The following is a 23,950-nucleotide window of genomic DNA, read 5'->3' as shown; positions in this document are numbered from 1 at the left end:
AACCCTATCGCCCCCTTGGGGCACTCGTGTATCGCGGTCACAGGATTCACCTTCCCCGTAAGGGTGTTGACGACCCGTCCTTGATTACTCTCCGAATCCAACCGATTTCAGGGCGAGTTGGACAACCGGCTGAGTGGTGGGCTGCGCCGACCCGCCGTCCGGCTCGACGGTCACAGCCAGTGACGTCGCGGACTTGTCCAATCCGGCCGCGACCAAGGGCGTGTCGTCGTCGAAGAGCCCCAGGGAGCGGGGTTGTGCGCCGGGGCGCATGAGCCACAGTTGATGCACGCGGTCGGCGGGGAGGTCGTCGTACCCGCCGAGGGTCACGACCGCGCTCCCCTCCGAGGCGGAGGCGATCACTCCGATACTTCGGCCCTCGGCGTCCCGTCCGGTGCTCGCGCGGGCGTCCGGGGCGGCCAGAACGTGGGCGATCTCACGCGCCTGAGCGCGCTCGGCGTCCAGCGTGTCCTGCGTCCGGTTCGCCTCCACGGCGAACAGGGAGGCGACCACCAGGGCCGCGGCGGCGGTGACGGTGGCGAAGGGCGCGAACAGCGGCCGTCGTATGCGGGCCCGGGGCGGCGGACCGGCCCCCCACACATGCGGCGGCAACTGCGGCTCCCGCGCCCGTGCCTCCGCGGGCGCGGCCGACCGCGGGCCCTCCTGCGGGGTGGTCCGTACGGCGGCCAGGACCCGTTCGCGCAGGGCGGCCGGCGGCGGGGCGGAGGTGGACCAGGCGAGCCGGACCGCGTCCTCGGACAGCGTCCGTACGTCGGCGGCGCACCGCTCGCACGAGCGCAGGTGTTTCTCGAAGCGCACGCGCTCCCCCGGTTCCAGGGCGTCGAGGGCGTAGGGGGCGGCGAGGGAGTGCAGGTCCGCGCGGCGGAACAGGCTCATGCGGCACCTCCCAGGCACTCGCGCAGCCGGGTCAGCCCGTCGCGCATCCGGGTCTTCACCGTGCCCAGCGGAAGGGAGAGCCGCTCGGCGACCTCCCGGTAGGTGTAGCCGTCGTAGTAGGCGAGGGTGACGGACTGGCGTTGCAGGGCGGTGAGCCGGTCCAGACAGCGGCGCACCCACTCGCGCTCCAGGCCCGCCTCGACCTCCTCGGACACCTGGTCGAAGGCGGGGTGGTGGGACCGGAGCGCCTCGCGCTGCTCGCGTTCACCGGCCGCGCGGGCGCTGCGTACCCGGTCCACGGCCCGGCGATGGGCGAGGGTGAGGACCCACGACAGGGCACTGCCCCGGCCGGGATCGAACCGCCCCGCCGTCCGCCACATCTCCAGCAGCACTTCCTGCGCCACCTCCTCCGACTGTGCCGGGTCCCGCACGACCCGGCGCACCAGTCCGAACACCGGCCCGGACACGATTGAGTACAGCTCCTCGAACGCCTTCTGGTCCCCGCCGGCCACGAGCACCAGCAACTCGTCCGCCTCCAACTCGTCCCCCCCTCCCGCGAGACCGCATCTCGGCCGTCCCGTCCCACGAGGTATTCGCAACGCACCCACCTCCGGATGGGGTTACGGATCAGCGGGCCGAAAACGCGGGTCGGCGGGGCGCCGAATCAGTTTTCCTGTTCGACCAATCCGCCCCCGGCCGCGCTCCGAATCCCGGTGCGTCAGGCAAGTTGAACCGAGGACGGACGGCATGACACCTATCTCCAGGAGCGGCTCCGGACGCGCCGGCGTCGCGACTCTCATCTGTGGTGCGCTGGCCGCCGGGGGGCTCGCGGCCGCCGGCGTCACCGTGCTGGAACCGGGGGCGGCTGCCGCCTCCAGCCACCGGGAGGCCCCGCTGATCTCGGGGACTCCGCAGTACGACAACACCGACGTGTACGCGTTCGTCAGTCCGGACAAGCCGGACACGACGACGATCGTGGCCAACTGGATCCCCTTCGAGGAACCGGCCGGCGGACCGAACTTCTTCCCGTTCGCCGAGGACGCGCAGTACGACATCCACATCGACAACAACGGCGACGCCCAGGGCGAACTGCTCTACCGCTTCACGTTCAAGACGCATGTGAAGAACAAGAAGACCTTCCTGTACAACACGGGCCCCGTCGAGAGCCTCGACGACCCGGACCTCAACGTCACGCAGACCTACGACATCGATCTGCTGCGGCTGAAGAACCAGCGGCTGGTGGCGAAGACGAAGATCGCCAACGATGTGCCGGTGGCGCCGTCGAACGTCGGCAAGGCGTCCATGCCGGACTACGCCAAGCTGCGCTCCCAGGCCGTGCACCAACTCGCGGGCGGCGCGACCTCCTTCGCGGGCCAGGCCGACGACCCGTTCTTCCTCGACCTGCGGGTGTTCGACCTGCTCTACGGCGGCGACCTCAGCGAGGTCGGCAACGACACGCTCAAGGGCTACAACGTCAACTCCATCGCGCTCCAGGTCCCGTCGCACATGATCACGGAGTCGGCGGAGCAGCCGATCGTGGGCATCTGGTCGACGACCCAGCGCAAGAACGCGCAGGGGCACTTCACCCAGGTCTCCCGGCTGGGCATGCCGCTGGTGAACGAGGTCGTCAACCCGCTCAAGGACAAGGACAAGTTCAACGCGAGCGCGCCCTGGAACGACGGGCAGTTCCTGAAGAACGTCACCAACCCCGAGCTGCCGAAGCTGATCGAGGCGATCTACAAGATCCCGGCGCCCGCCGAGCCGCGCAACGACCTCGTGGACGTGTTCCTCAAGGGCGTCGAGGGCCTCAACCAGCCGCCGCACGTGACCCCGTCGGAGCAGCTGAGGCTGAACACCTCCGTCAAGCCGACGGCCAAGCCCAAGCGGCTGGGCGTGCTCGACGGCGACAACGCCGGCTTCCCCAACGGACGGCGGCTGACGGACGACGTGATCGACGTGTCCCTCCAGGTCGTCGAGGGCGAGCTGGTGGGCTCCAAGAACGACCTGGGTGACGCCGTCAACAAGAACGACAAGAAGTTCGAGAAGGCGTTCCCCTACGTCGCGCTACCGACCGAGGGATCTCGGGGGCCGCGCGCCGAGGGGACCGCGGACGGGAACAGCGTGCGCAACCAGATAGGCGACGCGCTGGGCACGGGGACGTCGTCCGACACCACGCTGATCGCCGCGTCCGCGGGTGCCGGGGCCGCCGGTGTGGCCTTGATCGGGGCCGGGCTGCTCTGGTGGCGCCGGATGCGGGACCGCGCGTACTAGCCGCCCTCGGGGTGCGGGCAACTCGACTCGATTCGGCGGTACTTGACCGGTCGGCCGGGCCCCCCGCACCCCACCGCGGCACTCATCAAGCGTCCGTCGGGCGTACGACGATCCAGGAGAGAGCATGAACTCGCGGGCTCGACTCGGTTGGTGCGCGGCGCTGTTGGCCGTCGCGCTGACCTCGGGTGCCATCGCCCTGGGGGGCGGGCAGGACACCCCGGGCGGCGGTGTCCCCGCCGTCGCCCCGGTGGGCCTGACCTCGGGGGACCTCGACACCGACGTGTCCTCCCTCCAACGCCATCTGCGGGCGCAGCCACGGGACTTCGGCGGCTGGGCGACTCTGGGACTCGCCTACGTGGAACAGGCCAGGACCAACGGCGACCCCTCGCGGTACCCGCAGGCGGAGCGGGCGCTGAAGCGGTCGCTGGAGCTGGAGCCGGACAACGACCAGGCCCTCGCCGGGCGCGCCGCCCTGGCGGCGGCCCGGCACGACTTCCCCGGCGCCCTCGCCCACGCGAAGCGCGCGCTGAGGGCCAACCCCTACAACGAGCGGGCGCTGGCCACCCGTGTCGACGCCCTGGTCGAACTCGGGCGGTACGACGAGGCCGCCGAGGCGGCCGACACCGCCGACGAACGCCGGCCCGGTGTCCCCGTCTTCACCCGGTACGCCTACGTCCGCGAACTGCGGGGCGACGTGACGACCGCGCGACGGGTGCTGAAGCAGGCGCTGGCCTCCGCGACCGCCCCCGCGGACGTCGCGTACGTGGCCGGGCAGTTGGGCCAGCTCGCCTGGAACCGGGGCGACCACGAGGAGGCACTGCTGTACTACGCGCGGGCACTCGCCGCCGACGACACCTACCTCCCGGCGCTGGAGGGCCGGGCGCGGGCGCAGGCGGCCGCCGGGGAGCGGAAGGCGGCGGTGCGCGGCATGGAGGCCGTCGTCGCGCGGTCACCGCTGCCGGGGCCGCTGGTCGTCCTCGGCGAGCTGTACGCGTCCGGCGGCGACCGGGAGCGGGCGGAGGAGCAGTACGCGCTGGTCGACGCGTGGACCGCGCTGGCCCGCACCAACGGCGTCAACGTCGACCTCGACACCGCGCTGGCCGCCGCCGACCACGGCGACGCCCGTACCGCCCTGCGCGCGGCCCGCGCCGAGTGGGAGCGGCGCCGGACCGTGCACACCGCCGACGCGCTGGCCTGGGCCCTGCACGTCAACGGCAAGGACGAGGAGGCCCTGCCCTACGCGCGCCGCGCGACCGCCACCGGATACCGCAACGCCACGTTCCTCTACCACCGCGGCATGATCGAGCGCGGCGCCGGCGAGGAACGGGACGCCCGCGCGCACCTGTCGGCCGCCCTGCGCCTCAACCCGGGCTTCTCCCCGATCGGCGCCCGCGAGGCCCGCGCCGCCCTCAAGGACATGGAGGCGGGCGAGTGAACCTCCCTCGTCGCACCGCCTCCGGGGCGGCCGTCCTCGCGGCCGCCGGCGCGCTCGTGCTGGTCCCCTCCCCGCCCGCGAGCGCGCACCCCCTCGGCAACTTCACCGTCAACCGCTACGACGGACTCGTCGCCGCACCGGGCGCCCTGCGCGTCCTGCACGTCGAGGACCTCGCGGAGATCCCGGCCATCCAGGCCGCGCCGGACATCGAGCGGCTGGGCCGCGCGGAGTGGGCGGACCGCAGGTGCGCGAGCGCCGCCCGGGACGGCGAGGTCACGGTGGACGGCCGTACGGTCGCCCTCACCGTGGAGCGGGCCGGGGTGCGGGTACGGCCCGGTCAGGCCGGTCTGGACACCCTGCGGGTGGAGTGCGAGCTGCGGGCCCCGCTGCCCGACGCGGAGAGCCTGGAGATCGGGTTCCGTGCGGCGGGCGCGGAGGCCGGTCCGGGCTGGCGGGAGGTCACGGCGCGCGGCGACCGGATGACGCTCGCCGCCTCCGACGTACCGGAGGAGTCGCTCTCCGGCGAACTGACCTCCTACCCGGAGGAGTTGCTCTCCTCGCCCGCCGACACCGGTTCCGCCGCGCTGCGGGTGCGGCCGGGCGGGCCCGCGCTGGCCGGGGAGGAGCGGGACGCCCCCGCCGCCTCCGTGCTGCCGCGCGGCGCCGACCGCTTCACGCGGGCCCTGGACTCCCTGGTCGCCCGCGAGGACCTGACGGCCGGCTTCGCCGCGCTCGCCCTGTTCGTCGCCGTCGGCCTGGGCGCCCTGCACGCCCTCGCGCCGGGCCACGGCAAGACGCTGATGGCGGCCGTGGCGGCGGCCCGCGGCGGCCGGGCCCGGATGAAGGACGTGCTGCCGCTCGCCGCGTCGGTGACCGTCACGCACACCCTGGGCGTGGTCGCGCTGGGGCTGCTGGTCACCGCCGGGTCGGCGGCGGCGCCGTCCGTCATCGCCTGGCTCGGCATCGCGAGCGGCGCCCTGGTCACGGCGGCGGGAGCGACCCTCCTGCGCCGCGCCTGGCACCTCCGGAGCCACGGCCGCACCGAACCGCGTCCGCTTCCCCGGCCGCGGGTACCCGAGCGGACCCCCGCCCTGGTCGGCGCACACGCCACCGAGCACGGCCATCACGACCACGGGCACGACCACCACCATGACCATGACCACGACCACGACCACGACCACAGCCATGGGCACGACCACCATCATGATCATGACCGTACTCATGGCCACACCCACCACGACGACCAGCGCGGCCACGGCCACGACCACCACCACGAACACCCGCACCACACCCCCCACCAGCACCCGCACGCGCACACGCACACCCACACGCACGGCGGCAGCACGCACACCCACACCATCGCTCCCACCGTGCGCGGCACGATCCTGCTGGGGTTCGCCGGCGGACTCGTGCCCAGCCCCTCGGCCGTCGTCGTGCTGGTCGGAGCCGCAGCGCTCGGCCACGCCTGGTTCGGACTGCTGCTCGTCGTGGCGTACGGGCTCGGGCTCGCCCTGACCCTCACCGTGGCGGGGTTCGCCGTCGTACGGCTCGGGGCGGGGGCGAGCCGGCTGCTGGAGCGGCGTCCGCGCTGGGCCGCACATCCGCTGACGGGTCTGGTCCGCCGTACGGCACCGCTGTTGTCCGCGTTGGTCGTCGTAGCTCTTGGGGCCGGATTGGTGCTCAAGGGGGCGGCATCGGCACTCGGCTGAGCTACTTTGTGAGGAAAGGGAGAGTTCGCGCGCATGCGAATGGGGGCGCCCGTGTCCGACGCACCGGGCAGTGAACGAGTGATCGCGGGCCGCTACCGTCTCCTGTCCCCGCTCGGCGAGGGCGGCATGGGGACGGTCTGGCGGGCCCGGGACGAGGTGCTGCACCGCGAGGTCGCCGTGAAGGAGGTACGGGCCCCGCACGGCCTGCCGGCCGCCGACGTGGAGCGGATGTACGCCCGCCTGGAACGTGAGGCGTGGGCGGCGGCCCGGGTGGCGGACCGCAATGTGGTGACCGTGTACGACGTGGCCACCCAGGACGGCCGTCCGTGGATCGTGATGGAGCTGGTGCGCGGGATCTCGCTCGCCGAACTCCTGGATGCCGAGGGCCCGTTGGCACCGCAGCGCGCGGCGCACATCGGGGCGGAGGTTCTGGCCGCGCTGCGGGCCGCGCACGAGGCCGGGGTGCTGCACCGGGACGTGAAGCCGGCCAACGTGCTGCTGGCCAACGACGGCCGGGTGGTGCTGACGGACTTCGGCATCGCCATGGTGGAGGGCAGTTCCGCGCTGACGATGACCGGCGAGGTGATCGGCTCGCCCGAGTTCCTCGCCCCGGAGCGGGCGCTGGGCCGCACCCCGGGTCCGGAGTCCGACCTGTGGTCGCTGGGCGTGCTGCTGTACGCCTCGGTGGAGGGCAACTCCCCGTTCCGCCAGGACACCCCGCTCAGCACCCTGCGGGCGATCGTCGACGAGGAGCTGCCGGCGCCGCTGCGGGCCGGTCCGCTGGCCCCGGTGATCGAGGGGCTGCTGCGCAAGGACCCCGCCGACCGGCTGCCCGCCGAGGAGGCCGAGCGGGAGCTGCGGGTCATCGGCGCGGGAGGCACACCCCGCGCGGGGACCGTCCGGGCGACGCCGTACTCCCCGACGGTCGCGGCACACCGTCAGCCTCCGCCCGCACCCGCCCCGCACCCGGGCGCACCGACCGCCGCCACCACGAATCCGACCGCCGCGACCGCCGGACCGCCGGACCACAACCGCCGGGCCGCCTACGCCCTGATCGCGGGCGCGGTCGCGCTGGCGCTCGCCCTGGCCGGTCTGACGTACGCGCTGCTCAACCAGGAGGACGACGGCACCGAGGCCGGCGGCACGGGCGGTACGACCAGCCGGGCGGAGACGGAGAGCACGCCGAGCGAGACGGACGACGACGGCACCGGGAGCGCCGAGCCGACGCCGAGCCCGAGCGAGAGCGCGTCCGACACCCCGCCACCGCAGTCCGTGCAGGTGACGCTGGCCGGGTCGAACACGGAGTACGAGGGCGCCTGTCCGCCCCCGCAGGAGGAGGCCCCGGCGTTCACGGCGACGTTCACGGCGGGGCGGCTGCCGGCGGAGGTCAGCTACCGCTGGGTGTCGCGGGACGGCGATGTGATGGACTCCGGCTGGAAGACGCTGTCGTTCCCCGAGGGCGGCTCCCGCACCAAGCAGGACCGCGCGTTCGTGACGACGGGCGAGGAGAGCGGGACCTTCCGGAACGAGATCAGCGTCGAGGTCCGGGACCCGGTGGAGACGAAGTCCAACGCGGTCCCGTTCTCGGTCACCTGTGTCACGGAGACCCCGACGGGCGGGGCCTCCGCTTCTCCTTCACCGAGCTACTGAAGCGAGTTGCTGAAGCGCGTTACTGAAGCGAGTTGCTGAAGCGCGTTACTGACGCGCGTTACTGACGCGCGTTACTGAGGAGGGTCAGGCCGCGCCGTTCAGGACCGGCAGGTAGCCGCCGGACTGGCCGGACGCGGTCGGGTGGTACGACTCGCCGATGTTGAGCCAGTTGACGCTGTGCAGCCAGGAACTGCCGGAGCAGATCTCGTGACCGGTGAAGGTGGTGCGGACGTCGCCGAAGGTGAAGGCGTGCGCGGCGGCCCGGCGCGCGACCGCGGCGTTCAGGTGGTCGGAGGCGTCGTTGATGGCCTTGCGCTTGGCCTCGGACAGGCCGAGGCAGGACTGGCCGAGCTTGTAGAAGCGCGGGTAGCCGATGACGACGACCCGGGCGTTGGGTGCCTTGGCGCGGATCTGCGTGTAGACGTTGTCGAGCCGCCCGGGGAGCGTGGAGTCGACGTAGGCCCTGGCGGTGTTGATGCGGGAGATGCAGGAGCTGTCGGACTGGAGCACACAGGTCGTCATGACGTCGGCGAATCCCGCGTCGTTGCCGCCGATGCTGATGGAGACCAGTGCGGTGGAGGAGTTGAGCGGGCTCAGCTGGTTGGCGAGAACATCACCCGTTCGGGCGCCCGAGCAGGCGGTGAAGGCGAACGACGAGGGTGAGTTGGCGGCCGCCCAGAGGTAGGGGTGTGCCTTGGTGCTGCGCTTGCAGTCGCCGCTGGAGCCGATGTAGCTGCCCGCGCCGACACCCGAGGAATAGGAGTCACCGAGGGCCACGTAGGGCCCGGTGGCCGCCTGTGCGGAACCGGCGCCGGTGAGGACGGCTCCGACGGCGAGGAGGAGCGAGCCGACGTAAGCGGCAATTCGGGAACGTCTCATGGAACCTCCCTTTAGCAGGATCTCTGCCACAACTGTCGTAGCAGCTACGCGTGTTGACAGGAAGTGTTCATGTCAATATTTCTCACCCCGAACCGTTTCCCATCCTGTGTGTTCACCATGAGTTTGATTACGTGCTCATGACAGATTCGTTGACAGCCCCTCAACTCCCTTGTTCTACGCACGTAGATCACCCACTCTTTATGCAGCCCGTAGCGGGAACGCGACGCTCCGCGGCCGTGCGCGCGATCACGTGCGCACCCCCCACAGACGCGTGCCCCACCCAAGCGCGCGTCGCCAATGAGGAGGACTCCCTCGTAATGGCACAACTGCGTAGCAAGAAGGTCCGGTTCGCCGCGATAACCAGCCTGGCGACCGCCGCCCTCGTGGGCTCACTCACCGCACTGCCCGCCCAGGCCGCCCCGGCCGAGGGCAGGGTCCTGGCCGCGGGCTCCCCCACCGCCGTCCAGGACAGCTACATCGTCACGCTGAAGAAGGGCACCGGCCTCAAGGCGGCCTCCAGTGCCGGCAAGGGCCTGATCAAGGAGTACGGCGGCTCGGTGAAGAAGACCTTCGACAAGGTCCTCAACGGCTACACCGCCACCCTCTCCGCCGCCGAGGCCCGCAGACTCGCCGCCGACCCCTCGGTGGCCTCCGTCGAGCAGAACCAGCGCGTCCGGCTCACCGACACCACCCAGACGAGCGCCCCCTGGGGCCTGGACCGCATCGACCAGACCTCGCTGCCGCTGTCCGGCACGTACACCTACCCCGACACCGCCGGCAGCGGGGTGACGGTCTACGTCATCGACACCGGCGTCCGCATCACCCACTCCCAGATCAGCGGCCGTGCCAGCTACGGCTACGACGCGGTCGACGGCGACACCTCCGCCGGCGACGGCAACGGCCACGGCACCCATGTGGCCACCACGATCGCGGGCTCGACCTACGGCGTCGCCAAGAAGGCGAACATCGTGGCGGTCCGGGTGCTCAACAACAGCGGCTCCGGCACCACCGCGGGCGTCATCGCGGGCATCGAGTGGGTCACCGAGAACGCGACCGGACCGGCCGTCGCCAACATGTCCCTCGGCGGCTCCGCCTCCACCTCGCTGGACACCGCGGTCGCCAACTCCATCGCCAGCGGCGTCACCTACGCGGTCGCGGCGGGCAACAGCGCCGCGAACGCCTCCTCGTACTCCCCGGCCCGGGTCTCCACCGCCATCACGGTCGGCGCCACCACCAGCACCGACGCGAAGGCCAGCTACTCCAACTACGGCTCGGTCCTCGACATCTTCGCGCCCGGATCGTCGATCACGGCGGGCTGGTACACCAGCGACACCGCGACCAGCACCATCTCCGGCACGTCGATGGCCAGCCCGCACGTGGCGGGCGCGGCCGCGGTCTACCTGGCGAACCACACCTCGTCCACGCCGGCCCAGGTCGCCTCGGCACTGATCGCGGGCGCCACCACCGGCAAGGTCACCAGCGCGGGCACGGGCTCGCCGAACCGGCTCCTGAAGCTCGTCCCGTAACGGGGGATCCACTGTTCCCCGGGGGTGCCCCACCACCTCCGGGGAACAGCCGTCGTTCCGGCCCGCCGTCTTGACGGCCGCCGCGGGGCTGCGCCACATTGAAGCCCGGCATCCGGCGCTTCGGGGGGCAAAGTCGCCCATGCAGACCTTAAGGCTCAAGACGTCTTCAACAAGACCGAAGGCACCGTCGTCCGACGGCGCCCGGCGCGCGCGGCCGGTCCGGGGGGATCTGGCGCCGCTGCTGGCGGGCGCGGCGACGGCCGTGGGGGCGGCCGGCGCGCTGCTCGCCCTCGTCGGCAGCGACTCACCGCTGCGCGGCCCGCTCACGCTGTTCTTCCTGCTGGCCGCCCCCGCGGCGGCCATCGCCACCGCCCTGCGCGGCCTCGACCCCTTCGGCCGGACCCTGGTCTCGCTGGCGGGCGCGGTCGCCGTCGACATGCTGGTGGCCCAGTCGATGCTGGCCCTGCACCTCTGGTCGGCGACCGGCGGCATCGTCGCCGTGACCGCGCTGAGCGCCCTCATCCTCCTGCTCGTAGAGGTACGACGGCCGCGCGGCCGTACGGAACGAAGGCGGACTCCCTGACGTGGACATCAGCGTGTACCGTCCCGGCGAGCTGACCGCCGCCGACCGGACGGCGTGGACGGCGATGCAGTCCAAGGCCCATCTGCACGGATCGCCCGAGCTGGCGAACCCCTTCCTGTCCCCCGAGTTCGCGCTCGCGGTGGGCCGTTGCCGCTCCGGCGTACGGATCGCGGTGGTGCGGGAGGCGGGCGAGCCGGCCGCGTTCTTCGCGTACCAGCGCACCGCGACGGGCGTCGGCCGGGCCGTGGGGCTCGGGGTCTCCGACGCCCAGGGCCTGGTGCACCGGCCCGGGTTCGCGTGGGACGCCCGGGACCTGCTGAAGGCGTGCGGGCTCGCGGTGTGGGAGTTCGACCACCTGGTCGAGGGGCAGACCGCGTTCGGGGCGGAGGCCACCGGCACCTTCCCGTCACCGGTCATCGACGTGGACCAGGGGTACGAGGCGTATCTGGCCGGACTGCGGGAGCGCTCCCCCAAGTTCACCCGGACCACGCTCGCCAAGGAGCGCAAGCTGGGCCGCGACCACCCGGGCCTGCGGTACGTGCACGACGAGCGGGACCCGGCGGCGCTGCGCACGCTCATGGAGTGGAAGTCGGCGCAGTACCGCAGGACCGGGCGGAGCGACCGGTTCGCCCAGGAGTGGATCACCCGGCTGGTGGAGCGGCTGTTCCACACCCGCGGCGAGTCGTTCGCGGGGGTCCTCTCGGTGCTGTACGCCGGTGACCGGCCGATCGCCGCGCACTTCGGGCTGCGCAGCGAACGGGTGCTGGCCTGCTGGTTCCCGGCCTACGACCCGGCGTTCTCGAAGTACTCCCCCGGTCTGGTGCTGCACCTGCGGATGGCCGAGGCGGCCGCCGCCGACGGCATCGCCCAACTGGACCTGGGGCGGGGTCAGAAGGAGTACAAGGACTCCCTGAAGTCACGCGAGCTGAGCGTGTCCGAGGGGTGGGTGACCCGCCGTCATCCGGTGGCGCTCGGACACCGGGCCCGCCGCGCCCCGGTCCGGGCACTGCGCAATGCCGTGGTGTCCCGTCCGGAGCTGTTCGAACCCGCCGACCGGCTGCTCAAGCGAGTGGGAAAGATCCGCTCAGTTCGGCGGTAACGGAAAAACCAACAAAAACGTGAGGCCTCGTTCCAGGTCTTGCCATACGGACGCAATCGTCAATACCGTCGTACATCTCACCCGCATCGGACCACCACCTACGCGGACCAGGGGAGGGCTCAGGGCCGCGGTGGCGCCGGCGCGGGGCGCGGTAGGGGGGTGCCGCACTCGGCCTGCGTACCTGGGGGTACGTGCGACCGGGGCGTGCCGCGCAATCGGCTGTCGCTTTCCGCGGGAGCCGGTGAGTTATGCCAGTGAATAACCCCCCTTTCGAACCGGACACACAACCGGGCCGCCCCAGGGGCGGGCGGTCCACCGGACGAGAGGGACCAGACTCATGAGCTCAGTTCTGCGCCCGGCGACCACGGGCGACCAGTACCGCACGGCCGGCGCCTACCGGCCCGTCTCCTCGCACCTGGCCATCGCGCCACCGGTGAGCGTGGTCATCCCGGCCATGAACGAGGCGGAGAACCTGCCGTACGTCTTCAAGACCCTGCCGGACTGGATCCACGAAGTGGTGCTGGTGGACGGCAACTCCACGGACGACACCGTCGAAGTGGCCCGCGGGCTGTGGCCCGGTGTGAAGGTCGTGGAGCAGCACGGCAAGGGCAAGGGGGACGCCCTGATCACCGGGTTCGAGGCGTGCAGCGGCGACATCATCGTGATGGTCGACGCGGACGGCTCGGCGGACGGGCAGGAGATCGTCAGCTATGTCTCGGCCCTGGTCTCGGGCGCCGACTTCGCCAAGGGGTCACGCTTCGCCAACGGCGGCGGCACCGACGACATGACCTTCATCCGCAAGCTCGGCAACCGTGCCCTGTGCGCCGTCGTCAACCGCAAGTTCGGCGCCCGCTACACCGACCTCTGCTACGGCTACAACGCGTTCTGGCGGCACTGCCTGGACAAGATCGACCTCGACTGCACCGGCTTCGAGGTGGAGACCCTGATGAACATACGGGTCGTCAAGGCGGGCCTGCGGGTGCAGGAGATACCGAGCCACGAGTACCTCCGCATCCACGGCACCAGCAATCTCCGGGCCGTGCGGGACGGGTTCCGGGTCCTCAACGTGATCCTCAGGGAACGCTCCAACCGGCGTGACCTGCGCCGTCGCGCCGAGCGCTCCCCGATGCTCGACTCGGTCCGGGGAGAGGTGTCTTGAGCGGTCCCGACATCTCCGTCGTGATCTGCGTCTACACCGAGGACCGCTGGGAGGACATCCTCGCGGCGGTCGCCTCGGTGCGGGCGCAGTCCCGCCCGGCCCTGGAGACGCTGCTGGTCGTCGACCACAACGATCCCCTCCGGGAGCGCCTGGCCAAGGAGTACAAGGAGGCCACGGACGTGCGGGTGCTCGCCAACGCGGGTCCCCGCGGCCTGTCCGCCGGCCGCAACACCGGTATCGCCGCCTCCTACGGCGAGGTGATCGCCTTCCTCGACGACGACGCCGTCGCCGAGCGGGACTGGCTGCGGCACTTCGCCGCCGGTTACGCCGATCCGCTGGTCATGGCGGTCGGCGGCCGCACCGAGCCCGTGTGGGCCTCGGGCCGCCGTCCGGCCTGGTTCCCGGAGGAGTTCGACTGGGTGGTCGGCTGCACCTACCGCGGTCTGCCGCCGGGCCGGGTCCGGGTGCGCAACGTGCTCGGCGGCAACGCCTCCTTCCGCCGTACGGCGTTCGACGCGGCGGGCGGTTTCGCCACCGGGATCGGGCGCGACGGCGACAAACGGCCGCTGGGCTGCGAGGAGACGGAGCTGTGCATCCGGCTGACGCAGGCCCGGCCCGACGCGGTCCTGCTCATCGACGACCGTGCGATCATCCACCACCGGGTGCCCGAGGCCCGCGAGCACTTCCGGTACTTCCGCACCCGCTCCTACGCGGAGGGCCTGTCGAAGGCGCTGGTGGCGAGGAGCGTCGGGGCGGAGAAGGGCCTGGAGTCCGAACGCCGGTACACCACCCGGGTGTTGCCGGCCGGTGTGGTCCGCGGGGTACGGGACGCGCTGCTGGCCCGGCCGGGAGGCGCGGGCCGGGCGGGCGCGATCGTCGCCGGGGTGCTGACGGCGGCCGGCGGGTATGTCGTCGGGAGCGTCCGGGCACGCCAGGGCGCGGTGACGTACTCGGTGGCGGGGATCGAGGGGTGCGGCGATGGGTGAACCGGCGGCACACGAACGGCGCGACGATTCCGTCCGGGCCGCCGAGCCGAACGACGAGGACACCTCCGGCCCGACCGCCGAGCCCGACGACAGGGACACCTCCGGACCAGCCGCCGTGCCCAACGACAGGGGCATCGCCGGCCCGACCGCCGAGCCCGACGACAGGGACACCTCCGGCCCGGCCGCCGTACCCAACGACAGGGGCATCGCCGGCCCAGCCCCCGCGCCCGACGGCAGGGACACCTCAGGCCCAGCCCTCGCGCCCCACGGCAGGGACACCTCCGGCCCGGCCGCCGTGCCGATCCTGATGTACCACTCGGTGGCGTCGGCGCCGAACGACGCCACCCGCGCCCTGTCGGTGACGCCGGAGGCGTTCGCCGAGCAGATGGCGGTCGTCGCCGACCTGGGCCTTACCCCGGTCGGCACCGCCGAGCTGGCCGCGTACTGGCGGCACGGACGCCCGCTGCCCGCGCGCCCGCTCCTGATCACCTTCGACGACGGCTACGAGGGCGTGCACCGGCACGCCCTGCCCGTGCTCGCCAAGCACGGCTTCCCGGCCACGCTGTTCGTCTCCACCGGCTGGCTGCGCGGCCCGTACGACACCGGCGGCGCCCTGGACACCATGCTGGACTGGGACCAGGTGCGCGAACTCGCCGCGTCCGGGGTGGAGATCGGCGGACACAGCCACACCCACCCCCAGCTCGACCAGCTCCCCGACGACCCTCTGCGCCGGGAGCTGATCCTGTGCAAGGAGATCGTCTCGGACCAGCTAGGCACCGTACCGTCCTCGTTCGCCTACCCCTACGGCTACTCCAGCCGCCGGGTCCGCGAGGCGGTCCGCGAGACGGGGTACGCCCAGGCGCTCGCCGTCGGCAACGGGCTGGCCCGGCGCCGTCAGGGGCCGTACGCGCTGCGCCGGGTGACCGTGCGCCGCAGCACCGGTGCCGAGGAGTTCCGGCGGCTGGTCGAGGGCCGCGCGATCACCCGCACCTTCGCCCGGGACCTCGCCCTCACCAAGGGCTACGCCATGGTCCGCAGAGCACGCCAGATACGCCGGAAGGCCGTCCGAACCCGTGTCTGACACCACGACCACGACCGAGACCGCCGAGCCCGCGGCCCGCGCGCCCGGCCCGCCCGGACGCGGCAGCCAGCTGTTCCGCAACGCCTACGCGCTGATGCTCAACACCGGTATCTCCGCGGTGCTCGGTCTCGGTTTCTGGCTGGCCGCGGCCCACTACTACTCCGAGTCCGCGGTCGGCCAGGGCTCGGCCGCCATCGCCGCGATGAAGTTCCTCGCGGGTCTCACCGCGGTGACCCTGACCGGCGCGCTCGCCCGGTTCATCCCGATCGCGGGCCGGGCCACCGGACGGCTCATCTTCCGTACGTACGCGGGAAGTTCGGTCGTGGTGGCGGTGGCTGCCGGTGTCTTCCTGGTCACGCTGGACCTGTGGGGTCCGTCGTACCGGTTCCTGGACGGGCCGGTGGCGGGGCTCGGGTTCGTGGTCGCCGTCGTCGCGTGGAACCTGCTCACGCTCCAGGACGGGGTGCTGACCGGGCTGCGCAGCGCGCTGTGGGTGCCGGTGGGCAACACCGCGTTCTCGGCGGTGAAGCTGGGGCTGCTGGTCGCGTTCGCGGCGGCGGTGCCGACCACCGGGGTGTTCGTCTCCTGGGTCGCGGCCATCGCGATCTCGGTACTGCCGCTGGGCTGGCTGGTGTTCCGGCGGCTGGTGCCGCGGCACGTGACCTCGACCGAGGAGCGGGCGAAGACCCCGTCGCTGAAGGAGATCGGCAGGTTCCTGGCGGGCGACTACACCGGCTCGCTGTTCTCCCTCGCCGTGGTCTACCTGATCCCCGTGATCGTGGCCGCGCAGGTCAGCTCCGAGGACAACGCCTACTTCTACATCACCGCCACCATCGGCGGCACGGTCAACCTGCTCGCCATCAACATGGGCGCCTCGCTCACCGTCGAGGGCTCGCACGACCCGGGTCGGCTCGCCGCCAACACCCGGGCCGCGCTCAAGCGGATGGCACGGATCATGATCCCGGTCTCGGCGGTGCTGTTCTTCGGCGCCCCGTGGATCCTGGGTGTGTTCGGCGGGGGCTACGCGGACGCGGCGACACCGCTGCTGCGCTGGTTCGCCGTCGGCGGGCTGCTGCGCGTGGTGATGGAGACGTACTTCGCGGTGCTGCGGGCGCAGAGCCGCACCGCCGGACTGGCCTGGCTCCAGGGCCTGTTGTGCGCGCTGGTGCTGGGTCTGACGCTGCTGCTGCTCCCCCGGATGGGGCTGACCGGTGCCGGTGTCGCCGAGATAGTGGCGCTGTCGGTGATCGTCGCCATAGCCGCGCCGAAGCTCTACCGGACGGTGCGGACCGCGCCACCGGAGGTCCCCGAGGACTCCGCGCCCGACGGCGACCTCGCCGACCTCGGGGCCCGCGAGCGGGGGCAGGGCTGGGCGCTGGACTCCGACACCCTCGGCCTCGGCATCCATGTCGACCTCGACCATCTGGAGCGCCGGCCCGACGTCCGGCCGGGCCCCGGCACTCCGCCCACCGGCCTGCCCGCGGTACGCGGGCCGGGGCACCGGCCGACCTGGGCGGTGGGGCTGCCGTTGGAGAAGCCGGAGCCGGAGGTGGACGCGCCGTTCGAGGCCGAGGAACGGGCGATCGTCCCGGACGCGCCGTTCGAGGCCGAGGAACGGAGGGTTGTCCCGGACGCACCGTTCGAGGCGGAGGAGCGGGAGGCCGTCCCGGACGTGCCGGAGGCGGTGCGGGAGGAGGAGCCGCGCGAGCCCGAGGGGCCGTTGCCCGTCGAGCGGTTCGGCACGCCGCCGACCCGGACCGGTGTGGTCCTCGGCTGTCTGCTGACCGCCGCGCTGCTGCTGTACTGGGTGCCCGCGCTTCGGCTCGGCGAGGCGGACCTGGACGCGATGGGCGGGCTCGGGCTGATCTCGGTGCTGCCGACGCCCACGCTGATCGGCGCCGGGCTGCTGGTCACCGTGTTCGCCTCGCTGCTGTGGCTGGGCCGGGAGCACCGGGCGCTGCTGCTGGTCACCCTGCTGGCCACGGTGGTGTCGCTGCACGCCCTGCCCGCGCTGATCGAGACCGAACCGCGGTTCGCGACGGCCTGGCAGCACCTGGGCTTCCTGGAGTACATCGACCGCACCGGGTCGGCCGTGCCGGACCTGGACGCGCGGTGGAGCTGGCCGGGGTTCTTCGCGGTGGCCGCGTTCGTGGCGCAGGCGTGCGGGGTCTCGGACCTGACCGAGGTCATCCGCTGGTGGCCGCTGACCATGCAACTGCTGTACCTGGTACCGATGTTCCTGCTGACCCGTTCGATGCGGGCGAGCTGGCGGGCGCGGTGGACCGGGATCTGGGTGTTCGTGCTCAGCGGCTGGGTCGGCCAGGACTACTTCTCCCCGCAGGGTTTCACCTATCTGCTGTACCTGGCGTTCGCGGCGATCCTGCTGGTGTGGTTCCGGGCGCCGCGGGTGATCTGGACGAAGGTGCGGCCCGGCGAGCTGGAGGTCGAGCCGACGGACCGGCGGCAGCGGGCGGGGCTGCTGCTGGTGCTGATCGCGCTGTTCGCGGTGTGCGTGCCCGCGCACCAGCTGACCCCGTTCATGATGCTGGGCGTGCTGACGGCACTGGTGCTGGTGGGCCGCAGCGAACTGCGCGGGCTGCCGATCCTGTTCGGGGTGCTGGTGGTGTCGTGGATCGGCTTCATGGCCGAGCCGTACTGGTCCGGGCACTTCGACGAGTTGTTCGGCGGGGTCGGCGGGGTCGGCTCCAATGTCTCCTCGTCGGTGTCCGGCCGGATCGAGGGCGGCAGCTCCACCCACAAGCTGGTGCTGTACGTGCGGGTGCTGCTGGCCGGCTCGGTGATGGCGCTGGCCTGCTGGGGCTGGTGGCGGCGCCGCGACCACAAGTACCGCGAGCGCTCGCTGCTGGTCCTCACCTTCGTCCCGTTCCTCGGCTTCGGCATGCAGAGCTACGGCGGCGAGATGGCGCTGCGGGTCTTCATGTTCGCGCTGCCCGGCGCGGCCCTGCTCACCGGCCTCGCGCTCTTCCCGCGCACCGGCGTCACCGCGAAGGAACGCGACAGGGACCGGGTGAGCCTGGCCCCGCTGGCGGCGTTCATGGCGGGCCTGGTCCTCATGGGCGGCTTCCTGGTGGCCCGTTGGGGCAACGAGCCGTTCGAGCGGGTCCGGCCGGGCGAGGTCGCGGCGATGGAGTTCGTGTACGCGCACGACGATCCGAGCGTGCGGCTGCTGTGGCTGAGCAACGACACCGTCAACGTCGTGACGCCGTCGATGCCGTGGGGCGCGCGGGACATGGAGAAGGTGGAGTACCTTCCCACGCTCGCGCCGACCGACCCCGTGCTGGTGTCGGGGCTGGTGGAGGCGCTGAGGGACGCGGGCCCCCACTCGTATCTGATGATCAACCGCGGTCAGGTCACCTATCTCCGGCTGGACGTCGGCTACTCGGCCAGCTGGGAGCCGAGGCTCCTGTACCACCTGGACCGGCGTCAGGAACTGCGGAAGGTGTTCGTCAACGAGGACGTGACGATGTACGCGCTGCGCGAGCGGCCCGCCGGTGAGGTGCCGAAGGCCGATCCCGGGCCGGTCGGGCCGCAGGTGACCTGGACGCCGTGGTCGGTGGTCGGGGGGCTGGCGGCGCTGGCGCTGATCGTGCTGCTGACGGCGCGCGAGGTGGTCCGGGTCGCGGTGCGGCCCGGGGTGCGCCAACTGCGCCGGTTGCAGAGCGGCTTCTGGTTCTCGCTGCCGCTGCTCGCGGTCCTGCTGGCCTCGCTGGTACAGCGGTTCCTGACGATCAAGTGAGGGTGGTCGGGTGGCTCACCCGGTTCACCGGTCGAGCCACCTGACCTGGTACGCCTGCAAGGTGATCCGCTTGCCGTCGACGGTCACCCTGGTGGAGCGGTCGAGGGTGTTCACCACCAGGGCCGTACGGTCCGTCGCCAGGACCCGGACCCGGGGCGGGGCGGCCACGGTGCGGTACTCCGTGCCCGGCGGGAACGCGGCGGCGAACCGGGACAGCAGGTCGTACAGGGGCAGTTGGCGTCCGCCGTCCGCGCCCTCGGTGGGGGTCCACAGGCAGCCGGGGCACTCGCCGCCCGTCTCGGCCTCGGGGTTCCAGTAGAAGCCGGAGGTGGCGCCGCCCTCGGCCATCGCGATCAGTCCGGCGGCGTGCACGGCCTCCCGGCGGGTCTCGGACCAGCCGTGCCGGTTGTCGTCGCCGTCGCCGGGCTCGACGTAGTACTCGGCCCACCACAGGGGCAGTTCACCGCCGGTCCGCCGGCGCACCCACTCGCCGACGGCGGTGAACTTCTCCGTGGCCGTGAACTCGTCGGGGACGAGTTCGTCGTCCCGGGTGTAGCTGGAGCCGTCCACCACGACGAAGTCGGCGCCCGCCTTGTGCTCGTTCCAGTGGTCGAAGGCGTCCAGGACCCGCTGGTCCATGGCACCCCAACCGCCCTTGAAGGTCTTCGAGGCGTGCGCCTCACGGGGATCGAGGCTGTCCATCACCAGATACGGGCCGCCGACCTGGATCTCGGGGTTGACCTTCTTCAGCGCCCGGTACACGAGGTTGTACAGCCGGGTGTAACCCTCGTGGTCCCAGCGGCCCTCGGCGTCGTTCCAGAAGCCCTTGAACTCGTTCCACACGATGAAGTGCCGTACGTCCGGATAGCGTCGGGCGACGGTCGCGGCGAGGGCGGCGAAGTCGTCGAAGTGCTCGGGGTCCGGCGCGGTCTCCAGGGCGGCCTGGCTCCAGTCGGTGCGGTCGACGCCGGCCTCGCCGCCCTTCATCCAGTCCGGGGCGCAGCACAGGGTGACGACCGGGGTGCCGCCGGAGGCGCGGACGAAGTCGATCCGCCGGTCCATGGCCGCGAAGTCGTAGCGGCCCGGGACCGGTTCGGGATTGCTCGCGCCCCAGCCCATCAGGTGCTGGATCTGCGGCAGCCGTGCCTCGGCGAGGCGTCCCTCGACCCGTCGCACGGCGGCCGGGTCGCCCTCGTCGGCGCTGAACTGGGTGTGGGTGAAACCCCAGCCGACCTCGGGTTTCGCGGACTGTGACGTGGGGGCGGGGGTGCCGTGCACCTTGTCTCCGTCGGGGGAGGTGCCCTCGGTGCTCGCGCCGTCGCCGGGCAGCGTGTTGAGGAGGGTCACCAGCAGGGCCAGCGCGGCCGCGCCCACACCGAGCAGCGCGGTGAGCCGCCACCGCCGCGCCCCCGAATTCCACCCATGTCGTCCCATCGAGGGCAACGGTAACGGGGGTGGCGGGGGCAGCGGCAGGTTTCTGCGGTGAACAGTCCCGAGAGGTTTCCGGTGAACGGCCCGCGGGGGAAATCCGGTGCGCGAAGGGCGTCCGTGCCCGATCATGGCGGCATGTCCGCAAACCCTCACGACGCTCTGCCGATCCGGCTCACCGTGGACGACAGCGACTCCCCCTCCGATGTCGTCGACGCGCTGTTCCTCGGCCGCTTCGCGACGGGCGAGCAGCCCTACTCGCACGCGTCGAACATCGACCGCGTACGGTCCGGCGCGACCCTGCTGCCGCCGGGCGCCCGGGTGCTGCGGGTCGCCCGCGACGACGACCGCAGCGCCACCCTGGCGGAGGGCGAGGGCTGGACCGTGCTCGTCTCCCGCTGGAACCGCGGCGCGGACGTCACGGTCACCGCGACCAGCGCCGACCTGGCCAGGAAGGTCCTCGAACAGGCCACCGACGGCGCGGTCGACGAGCCCGAACCGCAGCCGGAGCACGTGACCATGGGGTTCTGGTACAACTCCCCCCGGCGCGGCCCGCACCGCACGACCCGCCAGATCTCGGCGGGCACATGGGAGGAGGTGCGGTCCAACTACACGGCGCCGGTGGCGGACGCGATGGACCGTCTGATGAAGACGACCCCCGAGGACATCGCGGGCCGGCTGCTCCTGCTGCACGGTCCGCCCGGCACCGGCAAGACCTCCGTGCTGCGCACCCTGGCCCGTTCCTGGCGGGACTGGTGCCAGGTGGACTGCGTGCTCGACCCCGAGCGGCTGTTCAGCGACGTCGGCTATCTGATGGACATCGCCATCGGCGAGGAGGACGCCTCCGGCAAGGGCCGCTGGCGGCTGCTGCTCCTGGAGGACTGCGACGAGCTGATCCGCGGGGAGGCCAAGCACACGGCGGGGCAGGCGCTGTCCCGGCTGCTGAACCTCACCGACGGTCTGCTCGGCCAGGGCCGCAACGTCCTGGTCGGGGTCACGACCAACGAGGACCTGGAGCGCCTGCACCCGGCGGTGGTCCGGCCCGGCCGCTGTCTGGCCCGCATCGAGGTCGGCCCGCTGACCCGGACGGAGGCGGTGGGCTGGCTGGGCACCGAGGAGGGCGTGGGCCGCGAGGGCGCGACCCTGGCGGAGCTGTACGCCCTGCGCCGGGGCACGTCACCGACCTCCCTCCCGGAACCCCGCGAGGGCGCCGACTCGGGCCTGTACCTGTAGGCCGGCGCTCGTTCCCCGGTCAGTTCTCCTCGTAGGCCGCCCGCAGGGCCTCGCGTACGGCGTCCAGGGCGGCGGCCTCGTCCAGGCCGAGCCGGCGGGCCCGCTCGGCGTAGGTCTGCGCGGCGGCCGACGCCTCCCGTTCCGCGGCGGAGCCGGCCGCCGCGACGAACGTGCCGTTGCGCCCGCGGGTCTCGATCACCCCGTCGGTCTCCAGCGCCCGGTACGCCTTGGCGACCGTGTTCGCGGCCAGCCCCAGCGACTCGGCGAGCCCGCGCACCGTGGGGAGCCGGTACCCGACCGGCAGCACCCCGGCCCGCGCCTGCTCGGAGATCTGCGCGCGCACCTGCTCGTAGGGCGGTGCGCCGTCATCGATGTGGATCTTCAAGGTCACGCAGGTGATTGTCCCGCACCCGCCGGAAAATGAGAGGCAGCGTGCGGCGGCCCGCCCGTAACGTGCGGCCACATGACTGTCATCGTGCGGGAGATCGGGCCCGCGGTGCGCTCGGATCTGGAGGGCTTCACCGCGGTCCGGCACCGCGCCCTGCCGTTCTTCGTCGTCAGCCCCGACTCCCTCGCCCACGACCTGGCCCATATCCCTCCCGAGGCCCGCTACCGGCCGCTGGTGGCCGAACGGGACGGCGAGATCATCGGCACCGCGCAGGTGGGTCTGCTGCACGAGAGCCCGGAGCCGGGCCAGGGCTTCGTCAACGTGTACACGCACCCGGAGCACACCCGGTGCGGCGCCGGCGGGCTGCTGCTGCGCGCGGCCGAGGAGCATCTGGCCGCCCACGGCGCGGTCCGGCTGCTGGCCTGGGTGCTGGACGAGCCCGGCAACCGTGCCTTCGCCGAGGCGCGCGGCTACCGGCCGAGCCGTTCCGCGCACTTCCTGCGCCTGGACCTCGCCCACGGCACCCTGCCGGAGTTGCAGGCCCCGCCCCCCGGTGTGGAGCTGCGCCCCGCCTCCGCCTTCGCGGACGACCCGCGCCCGATGTTCGCCCTGGACGCGGAGGTGACCTCCGACGAGCCCGGCGACGCGGGCGCGGAACTCACCGACTACGAGGCGTGGCTGGAGAACACCTGGCGGCATCCGCTGACCGACCTGGAGCTGACCACCGTGGCGGTCGTCGACGGCAGGCCCGTGGCGTTCAGCGCCGCCCGCACGGACGGTGGCACCCGGTACTCCACCGGTATGACCGGCACGGCCCGCGCCTTCCGCGGCCGGGGGCTGGCCAAGCTCGCCAAGAACGACTCCCTGCACCGGGCGCGCGCGGCCGGGTACACGGAGGCGTTCACGGGCAACGACACCGGCAACGGGCCGATGCTGGCGATCAACAAGTGGTTCGGATACGAGATCTGCGCGACGGAGGTGCGGTATGTCCGCGAACTCGGCTGAGCCGGGCGCGACGGTGGAGGTCGTCCTGGTCAAGGGCGGCCGCAGGAAGATCGGTTACCCGGCGGAACTCCTCTCCGACGACGGCGTCCGGGTCGCCGTGCGCGCCCCCTGGGCGGGCGCCGGAGTCCGCGACTTCGGCTTCGTGCGCTTCGAACCGGGCGACGTGTTCACCGAGTACTACTGGCGGGACCGCTGGTACGCGGTCAAGGAGGTCCGCGCGGCCACGGGTGAACTGAAGGGCTGGTACTGCGACATCACCCGCCCGGCGGCCCTCTCCGGCACGGAGCTGACCGTGGAGGACCTCGACCTGGACCTGTGGCGCTCGGCCGACGGCACGGACGTGCTGCGCCTGGACGAGGACGAGTTCGAGGAGAGCGGCCTGCGGGACCGCGACCCGTCGGCCGCGGCGGCGGCCCTCGCCGCCCTCGCCGAACTGGAGACCCGGGCCCGCACCGACGCCTTCACGACTCTCCTGGACTGACCTCACAGCAGGGCCACCACCGCGTACCGCTCGTCGTCGACGTGCCTGCCCCAGAGCAGGGGGTCGCCGGACAGACGCTCCAGGCGCACCTCGGCGACGAGCGGTCCGAGGAGCGCGGTGAGCCGGGCGGCCGGAATGCCGGCCGGGTCGACGGTGCCCCAGACTCCCTCGATCAGCACCATCCGGCCTCCCGGCCGCAGCAGCCCCCGCCAGTGGCGCAGGGCGCGTCCGGGGTCGGGCAGGGCCCACAGGACGTGCCGGACGAGCAGGGCGTCGTGTAGGGCGTGTTTTGAAAGTCCCGCCTGCCCCGCGACGCCTGGCACGCACGCTCGCCGCGTTGCCGAAACGCCCGAATAGCTCCGCTATTAGGGCGCTCCGGCGCCTTG

At 72.4% G+C, this 23,950-nt stretch carries 19 protein-coding genes and 1 pseudogene; 14 read left to right on the top strand and 6 right to left on the bottom strand.

Annotated elements, in window-relative coordinates; genetic code table 11:
* Positions 1-84: 84 nt before the first annotated feature.
* Together AB0E07_RS17405 and AB0E07_RS17400 are read right to left on the bottom strand one after the other, a co-directional pair.
* Positions 85-894 (bottom strand): anti-sigma factor, encoded by an 810-nt coding sequence (locus AB0E07_RS17405; RefSeq protein WP_362251995.1) that lies wholly within the window; start codon positions 892-894, stop codon positions 85-87.
* Positions 891-1,433: a sigma-70 family RNA polymerase sigma factor gene (locus tag AB0E07_RS17400; protein WP_362251992.1), complete on the bottom strand. Its 543-nt coding sequence runs from the start codon at positions 1,431-1,433 to the stop codon at positions 891-893. The genes AB0E07_RS17405 and AB0E07_RS17400 overlap by 4 nt, the downstream gene beginning before the upstream one ends.
* A gap of 208 nt (positions 1,434-1,641) precedes the next feature.
* On the opposite strand from AB0E07_RS17400, the gene AB0E07_RS17395 reads away from it, so the two are divergent.
* The 4 genes from AB0E07_RS17395 to AB0E07_RS17380 all read left to right on the top strand — a co-directional run bounded on the left by AB0E07_RS17395 (position 1,642) and on the right by AB0E07_RS17380 (position 7,959).
* Entirely contained in the window at positions 1,642-3,165 is a 1,524-nt protein-coding gene (locus AB0E07_RS17395; RefSeq protein ID WP_362251989.1) for a DUF4331 domain-containing protein, read from the top strand.
* 124 nt (positions 3,166-3,289) lie between these two features.
* Complete coding sequence (locus AB0E07_RS17390; RefSeq protein WP_362251986.1) at positions 3,290-4,600, top strand: tetratricopeptide repeat protein; 1,311 nt, start codon at positions 3,290-3,292, stop codon at positions 4,598-4,600.
* The gene (locus tag AB0E07_RS17385) at positions 4,597-6,309 is read left to right on the top strand and encodes a nickel transporter (RefSeq protein ID WP_362251983.1); all 1,713 of its coding nucleotides are present in this window, start codon (positions 4,597-4,599) and stop codon (positions 6,307-6,309) included. Before AB0E07_RS17390 ends, AB0E07_RS17385 begins: the two co-directional genes overlap by 4 nt.
* 51 nt (positions 6,310-6,360) lie before the next feature.
* Positions 6,361-7,959: a serine/threonine-protein kinase gene (locus tag AB0E07_RS17380; RefSeq protein WP_362251980.1), complete on the top strand. Its 1,599-nt coding sequence runs from the start codon at positions 6,361-6,363 to the stop codon at positions 7,957-7,959.
* A gap of 84 nt (positions 7,960-8,043) precedes the next feature.
* Here the strand turns inward: AB0E07_RS17380 and AB0E07_RS17375 are convergent, their stop codons facing one another.
* Positions 8,044-8,838 (bottom strand): SGNH/GDSL hydrolase family protein, encoded by a 795-nt coding sequence (locus AB0E07_RS17375; protein WP_362251977.1) that lies wholly within the window; start codon positions 8,836-8,838, stop codon positions 8,044-8,046.
* Positions 8,839-9,155: 317 nt separating this feature from the next.
* On the opposite strand from AB0E07_RS17375, the gene AB0E07_RS17370 reads away from it, so the two are divergent.
* From AB0E07_RS17370 to AB0E07_RS17340, 7 genes are all read left to right on the top strand, one after another.
* Entirely contained in the window at positions 9,156-10,364 is a 1,209-nt protein-coding gene (locus tag AB0E07_RS17370) for a S8 family peptidase (protein WP_362251975.1), read from the top strand.
* 139 nt (positions 10,365-10,503) lie between these two features.
* Positions 10,504-10,947, top strand: a complete 444-nt coding sequence (locus AB0E07_RS17365) for a hypothetical protein (RefSeq protein ID WP_362251972.1) — start codon at positions 10,504-10,506, stop codon at positions 10,945-10,947.
* 1 nt (position 10,948) lies between these two features.
* Complete coding sequence (locus tag AB0E07_RS17360) at positions 10,949-12,046, top strand: GNAT family N-acetyltransferase (RefSeq protein WP_362251969.1); 1,098 nt, start codon at positions 10,949-10,951, stop codon at positions 12,044-12,046.
* A gap of 337 nt (positions 12,047-12,383) precedes the next feature.
* On the top strand, positions 12,384-13,205 hold the full coding sequence (locus AB0E07_RS17355; protein ID WP_362251967.1) for a glycosyltransferase family 2 protein: 822 nt from the start codon (positions 12,384-12,386) through the stop codon (positions 13,203-13,205).
* The gene (locus AB0E07_RS17350) at positions 13,202-14,191 is read left to right on the top strand and encodes a glycosyltransferase family 2 protein (RefSeq protein ID WP_362251964.1); all 990 of its coding nucleotides are present in this window, start codon (positions 13,202-13,204) and stop codon (positions 14,189-14,191) included. The genes AB0E07_RS17355 and AB0E07_RS17350 overlap by 4 nt, the downstream gene beginning before the upstream one ends.
* A 307-nt stretch (positions 14,192-14,498) precedes the next feature.
* Positions 14,499-15,272 carry a polysaccharide deacetylase family protein gene (locus AB0E07_RS17345; RefSeq protein WP_362252413.1) on the top strand — a complete coding sequence of 258 codons (774 nt, stop codon included), beginning with the start codon at positions 14,499-14,501 and terminating at the stop codon, positions 15,270-15,272.
* On the top strand, positions 15,265-19,029 hold the full coding sequence (locus AB0E07_RS17340) for a lipopolysaccharide biosynthesis protein (protein WP_362251961.1): 3,765 nt from the start codon (positions 15,265-15,267) through the stop codon (positions 19,027-19,029). The genes AB0E07_RS17345 and AB0E07_RS17340 overlap by 8 nt, the downstream gene beginning before the upstream one ends.
* A gap of 24 nt (positions 19,030-19,053) precedes the next feature.
* On the opposite strand, the gene AB0E07_RS17335 is transcribed toward AB0E07_RS17340, so the two are convergent.
* Positions 19,054-20,463 (bottom strand): xylan 1,4-beta-xylosidase, encoded by a 1,410-nt coding sequence (locus AB0E07_RS17335; RefSeq protein ID WP_362251958.1) that lies wholly within the window; start codon positions 20,461-20,463, stop codon positions 19,054-19,056.
* A gap of 132 nt (positions 20,464-20,595) precedes the next feature.
* Here AB0E07_RS17335 and AB0E07_RS17330 point away from each other — a divergent pair, with 132 nt between their 5' ends.
* On the top strand, positions 20,596-21,690 hold the full coding sequence (locus AB0E07_RS17330) for a DUF5925 domain-containing protein (RefSeq protein ID WP_362251955.1): 1,095 nt from the start codon (positions 20,596-20,598) through the stop codon (positions 21,688-21,690).
* 19 nt (positions 21,691-21,709) lie between these two features.
* Here the strand turns inward: AB0E07_RS17330 and AB0E07_RS17325 are convergent, their stop codons facing one another.
* Positions 21,710-22,081 (bottom strand): GntR family transcriptional regulator, encoded by a 372-nt coding sequence (locus AB0E07_RS17325; RefSeq protein ID WP_362251951.1) that lies wholly within the window; start codon positions 22,079-22,081, stop codon positions 21,710-21,712.
* Positions 22,082-22,153: 72 nt separating this feature from the next.
* Here AB0E07_RS17325 and AB0E07_RS17320 point away from each other — a divergent pair, with 72 nt between their 5' ends.
* Both AB0E07_RS17320 and AB0E07_RS17315 read left to right on the top strand, forming a co-directional pair.
* Entirely contained in the window at positions 22,154-23,083 is a 930-nt protein-coding gene (locus AB0E07_RS17320) for a GNAT family N-acetyltransferase (protein WP_362251948.1), read from the top strand.
* Entirely contained in the window at positions 23,064-23,564 is a 501-nt protein-coding gene (locus AB0E07_RS17315; RefSeq protein ID WP_362251945.1) for a DUF402 domain-containing protein, read from the top strand. Before AB0E07_RS17320 ends, AB0E07_RS17315 begins: the two co-directional genes overlap by 20 nt.
* A gap of 2 nt (positions 23,565-23,566) precedes the next feature.
* On the opposite strand, the pseudogene AB0E07_RS17310 reads toward AB0E07_RS17315, so the two are convergent.
* Positions 23,567-23,839, bottom strand: a pseudogene (locus AB0E07_RS17310) (methyltransferase domain-containing protein); the annotation flags it as partial.
* Positions 23,840-23,950 lie beyond the last annotated feature (111 nt).

It is taken from the genome of Streptomyces sp. NPDC048002 (genome assembly GCF_040653275.1).
In the GTDB taxonomy this organism is placed as follows: domain Bacteria; phylum Actinomycetota; class Actinomycetes; order Streptomycetales; family Streptomycetaceae; genus Streptomyces.
The sequence above is the reverse complement of the archived record's forward strand: the minus strand, read 5'-3'. Positions and strand labels throughout refer to the sequence as shown.

Coding starts and splice junctions, on each gene's coding strand:
- AB0E07_RS17405 (WP_362251995.1), bottom strand. CDS start 894: ATGAGCCTGTTCCGCCGCGCGGACCTGCACTCCCTCGCCGCCCCCTAC.
- AB0E07_RS17395 (WP_362251989.1), top strand. CDS start 1,642: ATGACACCTATCTCCAGGAGCGGCTCCGGACGCGCCGGCGTCGCGACT.
- AB0E07_RS17390 (WP_362251986.1), top strand. CDS start 3,290: ATGAACTCGCGGGCTCGACTCGGTTGGTGCGCGGCGCTGTTGGCCGTC.
- AB0E07_RS17375 (WP_362251977.1), bottom strand. CDS start 8,838: ATGAGACGTTCCCGAATTGCCGCTTACGTCGGCTCGCTCCTCCTCGCC.
- AB0E07_RS17370 (WP_362251975.1), top strand. CDS start 9,156: ATGGCACAACTGCGTAGCAAGAAGGTCCGGTTCGCCGCGATAACCAGC.
- AB0E07_RS17365 (WP_362251972.1), top strand. CDS start 10,504: ATGCAGACCTTAAGGCTCAAGACGTCTTCAACAAGACCGAAGGCACCG.
- AB0E07_RS17355 (WP_362251967.1), top strand. CDS start 12,384: ATGAGCTCAGTTCTGCGCCCGGCGACCACGGGCGACCAGTACCGCACG.
- AB0E07_RS17345 (WP_362252413.1), top strand. CDS start 14,499: ATGTACCACTCGGTGGCGTCGGCGCCGAACGACGCCACCCGCGCCCTG.
- AB0E07_RS17335 (WP_362251958.1), bottom strand. CDS start 20,463: ATGGGACGACATGGGTGGAATTCGGGGGCGCGGCGGTGGCGGCTCACC.
- AB0E07_RS17330 (WP_362251955.1), top strand. CDS start 20,596: ATGTCCGCAAACCCTCACGACGCTCTGCCGATCCGGCTCACCGTGGAC.
- AB0E07_RS17320 (WP_362251948.1), top strand. CDS start 22,154: ATGACTGTCATCGTGCGGGAGATCGGGCCCGCGGTGCGCTCGGATCTG.
- AB0E07_RS17315 (WP_362251945.1), top strand. CDS start 23,064: ATGTCCGCGAACTCGGCTGAGCCGGGCGCGACGGTGGAGGTCGTCCTG.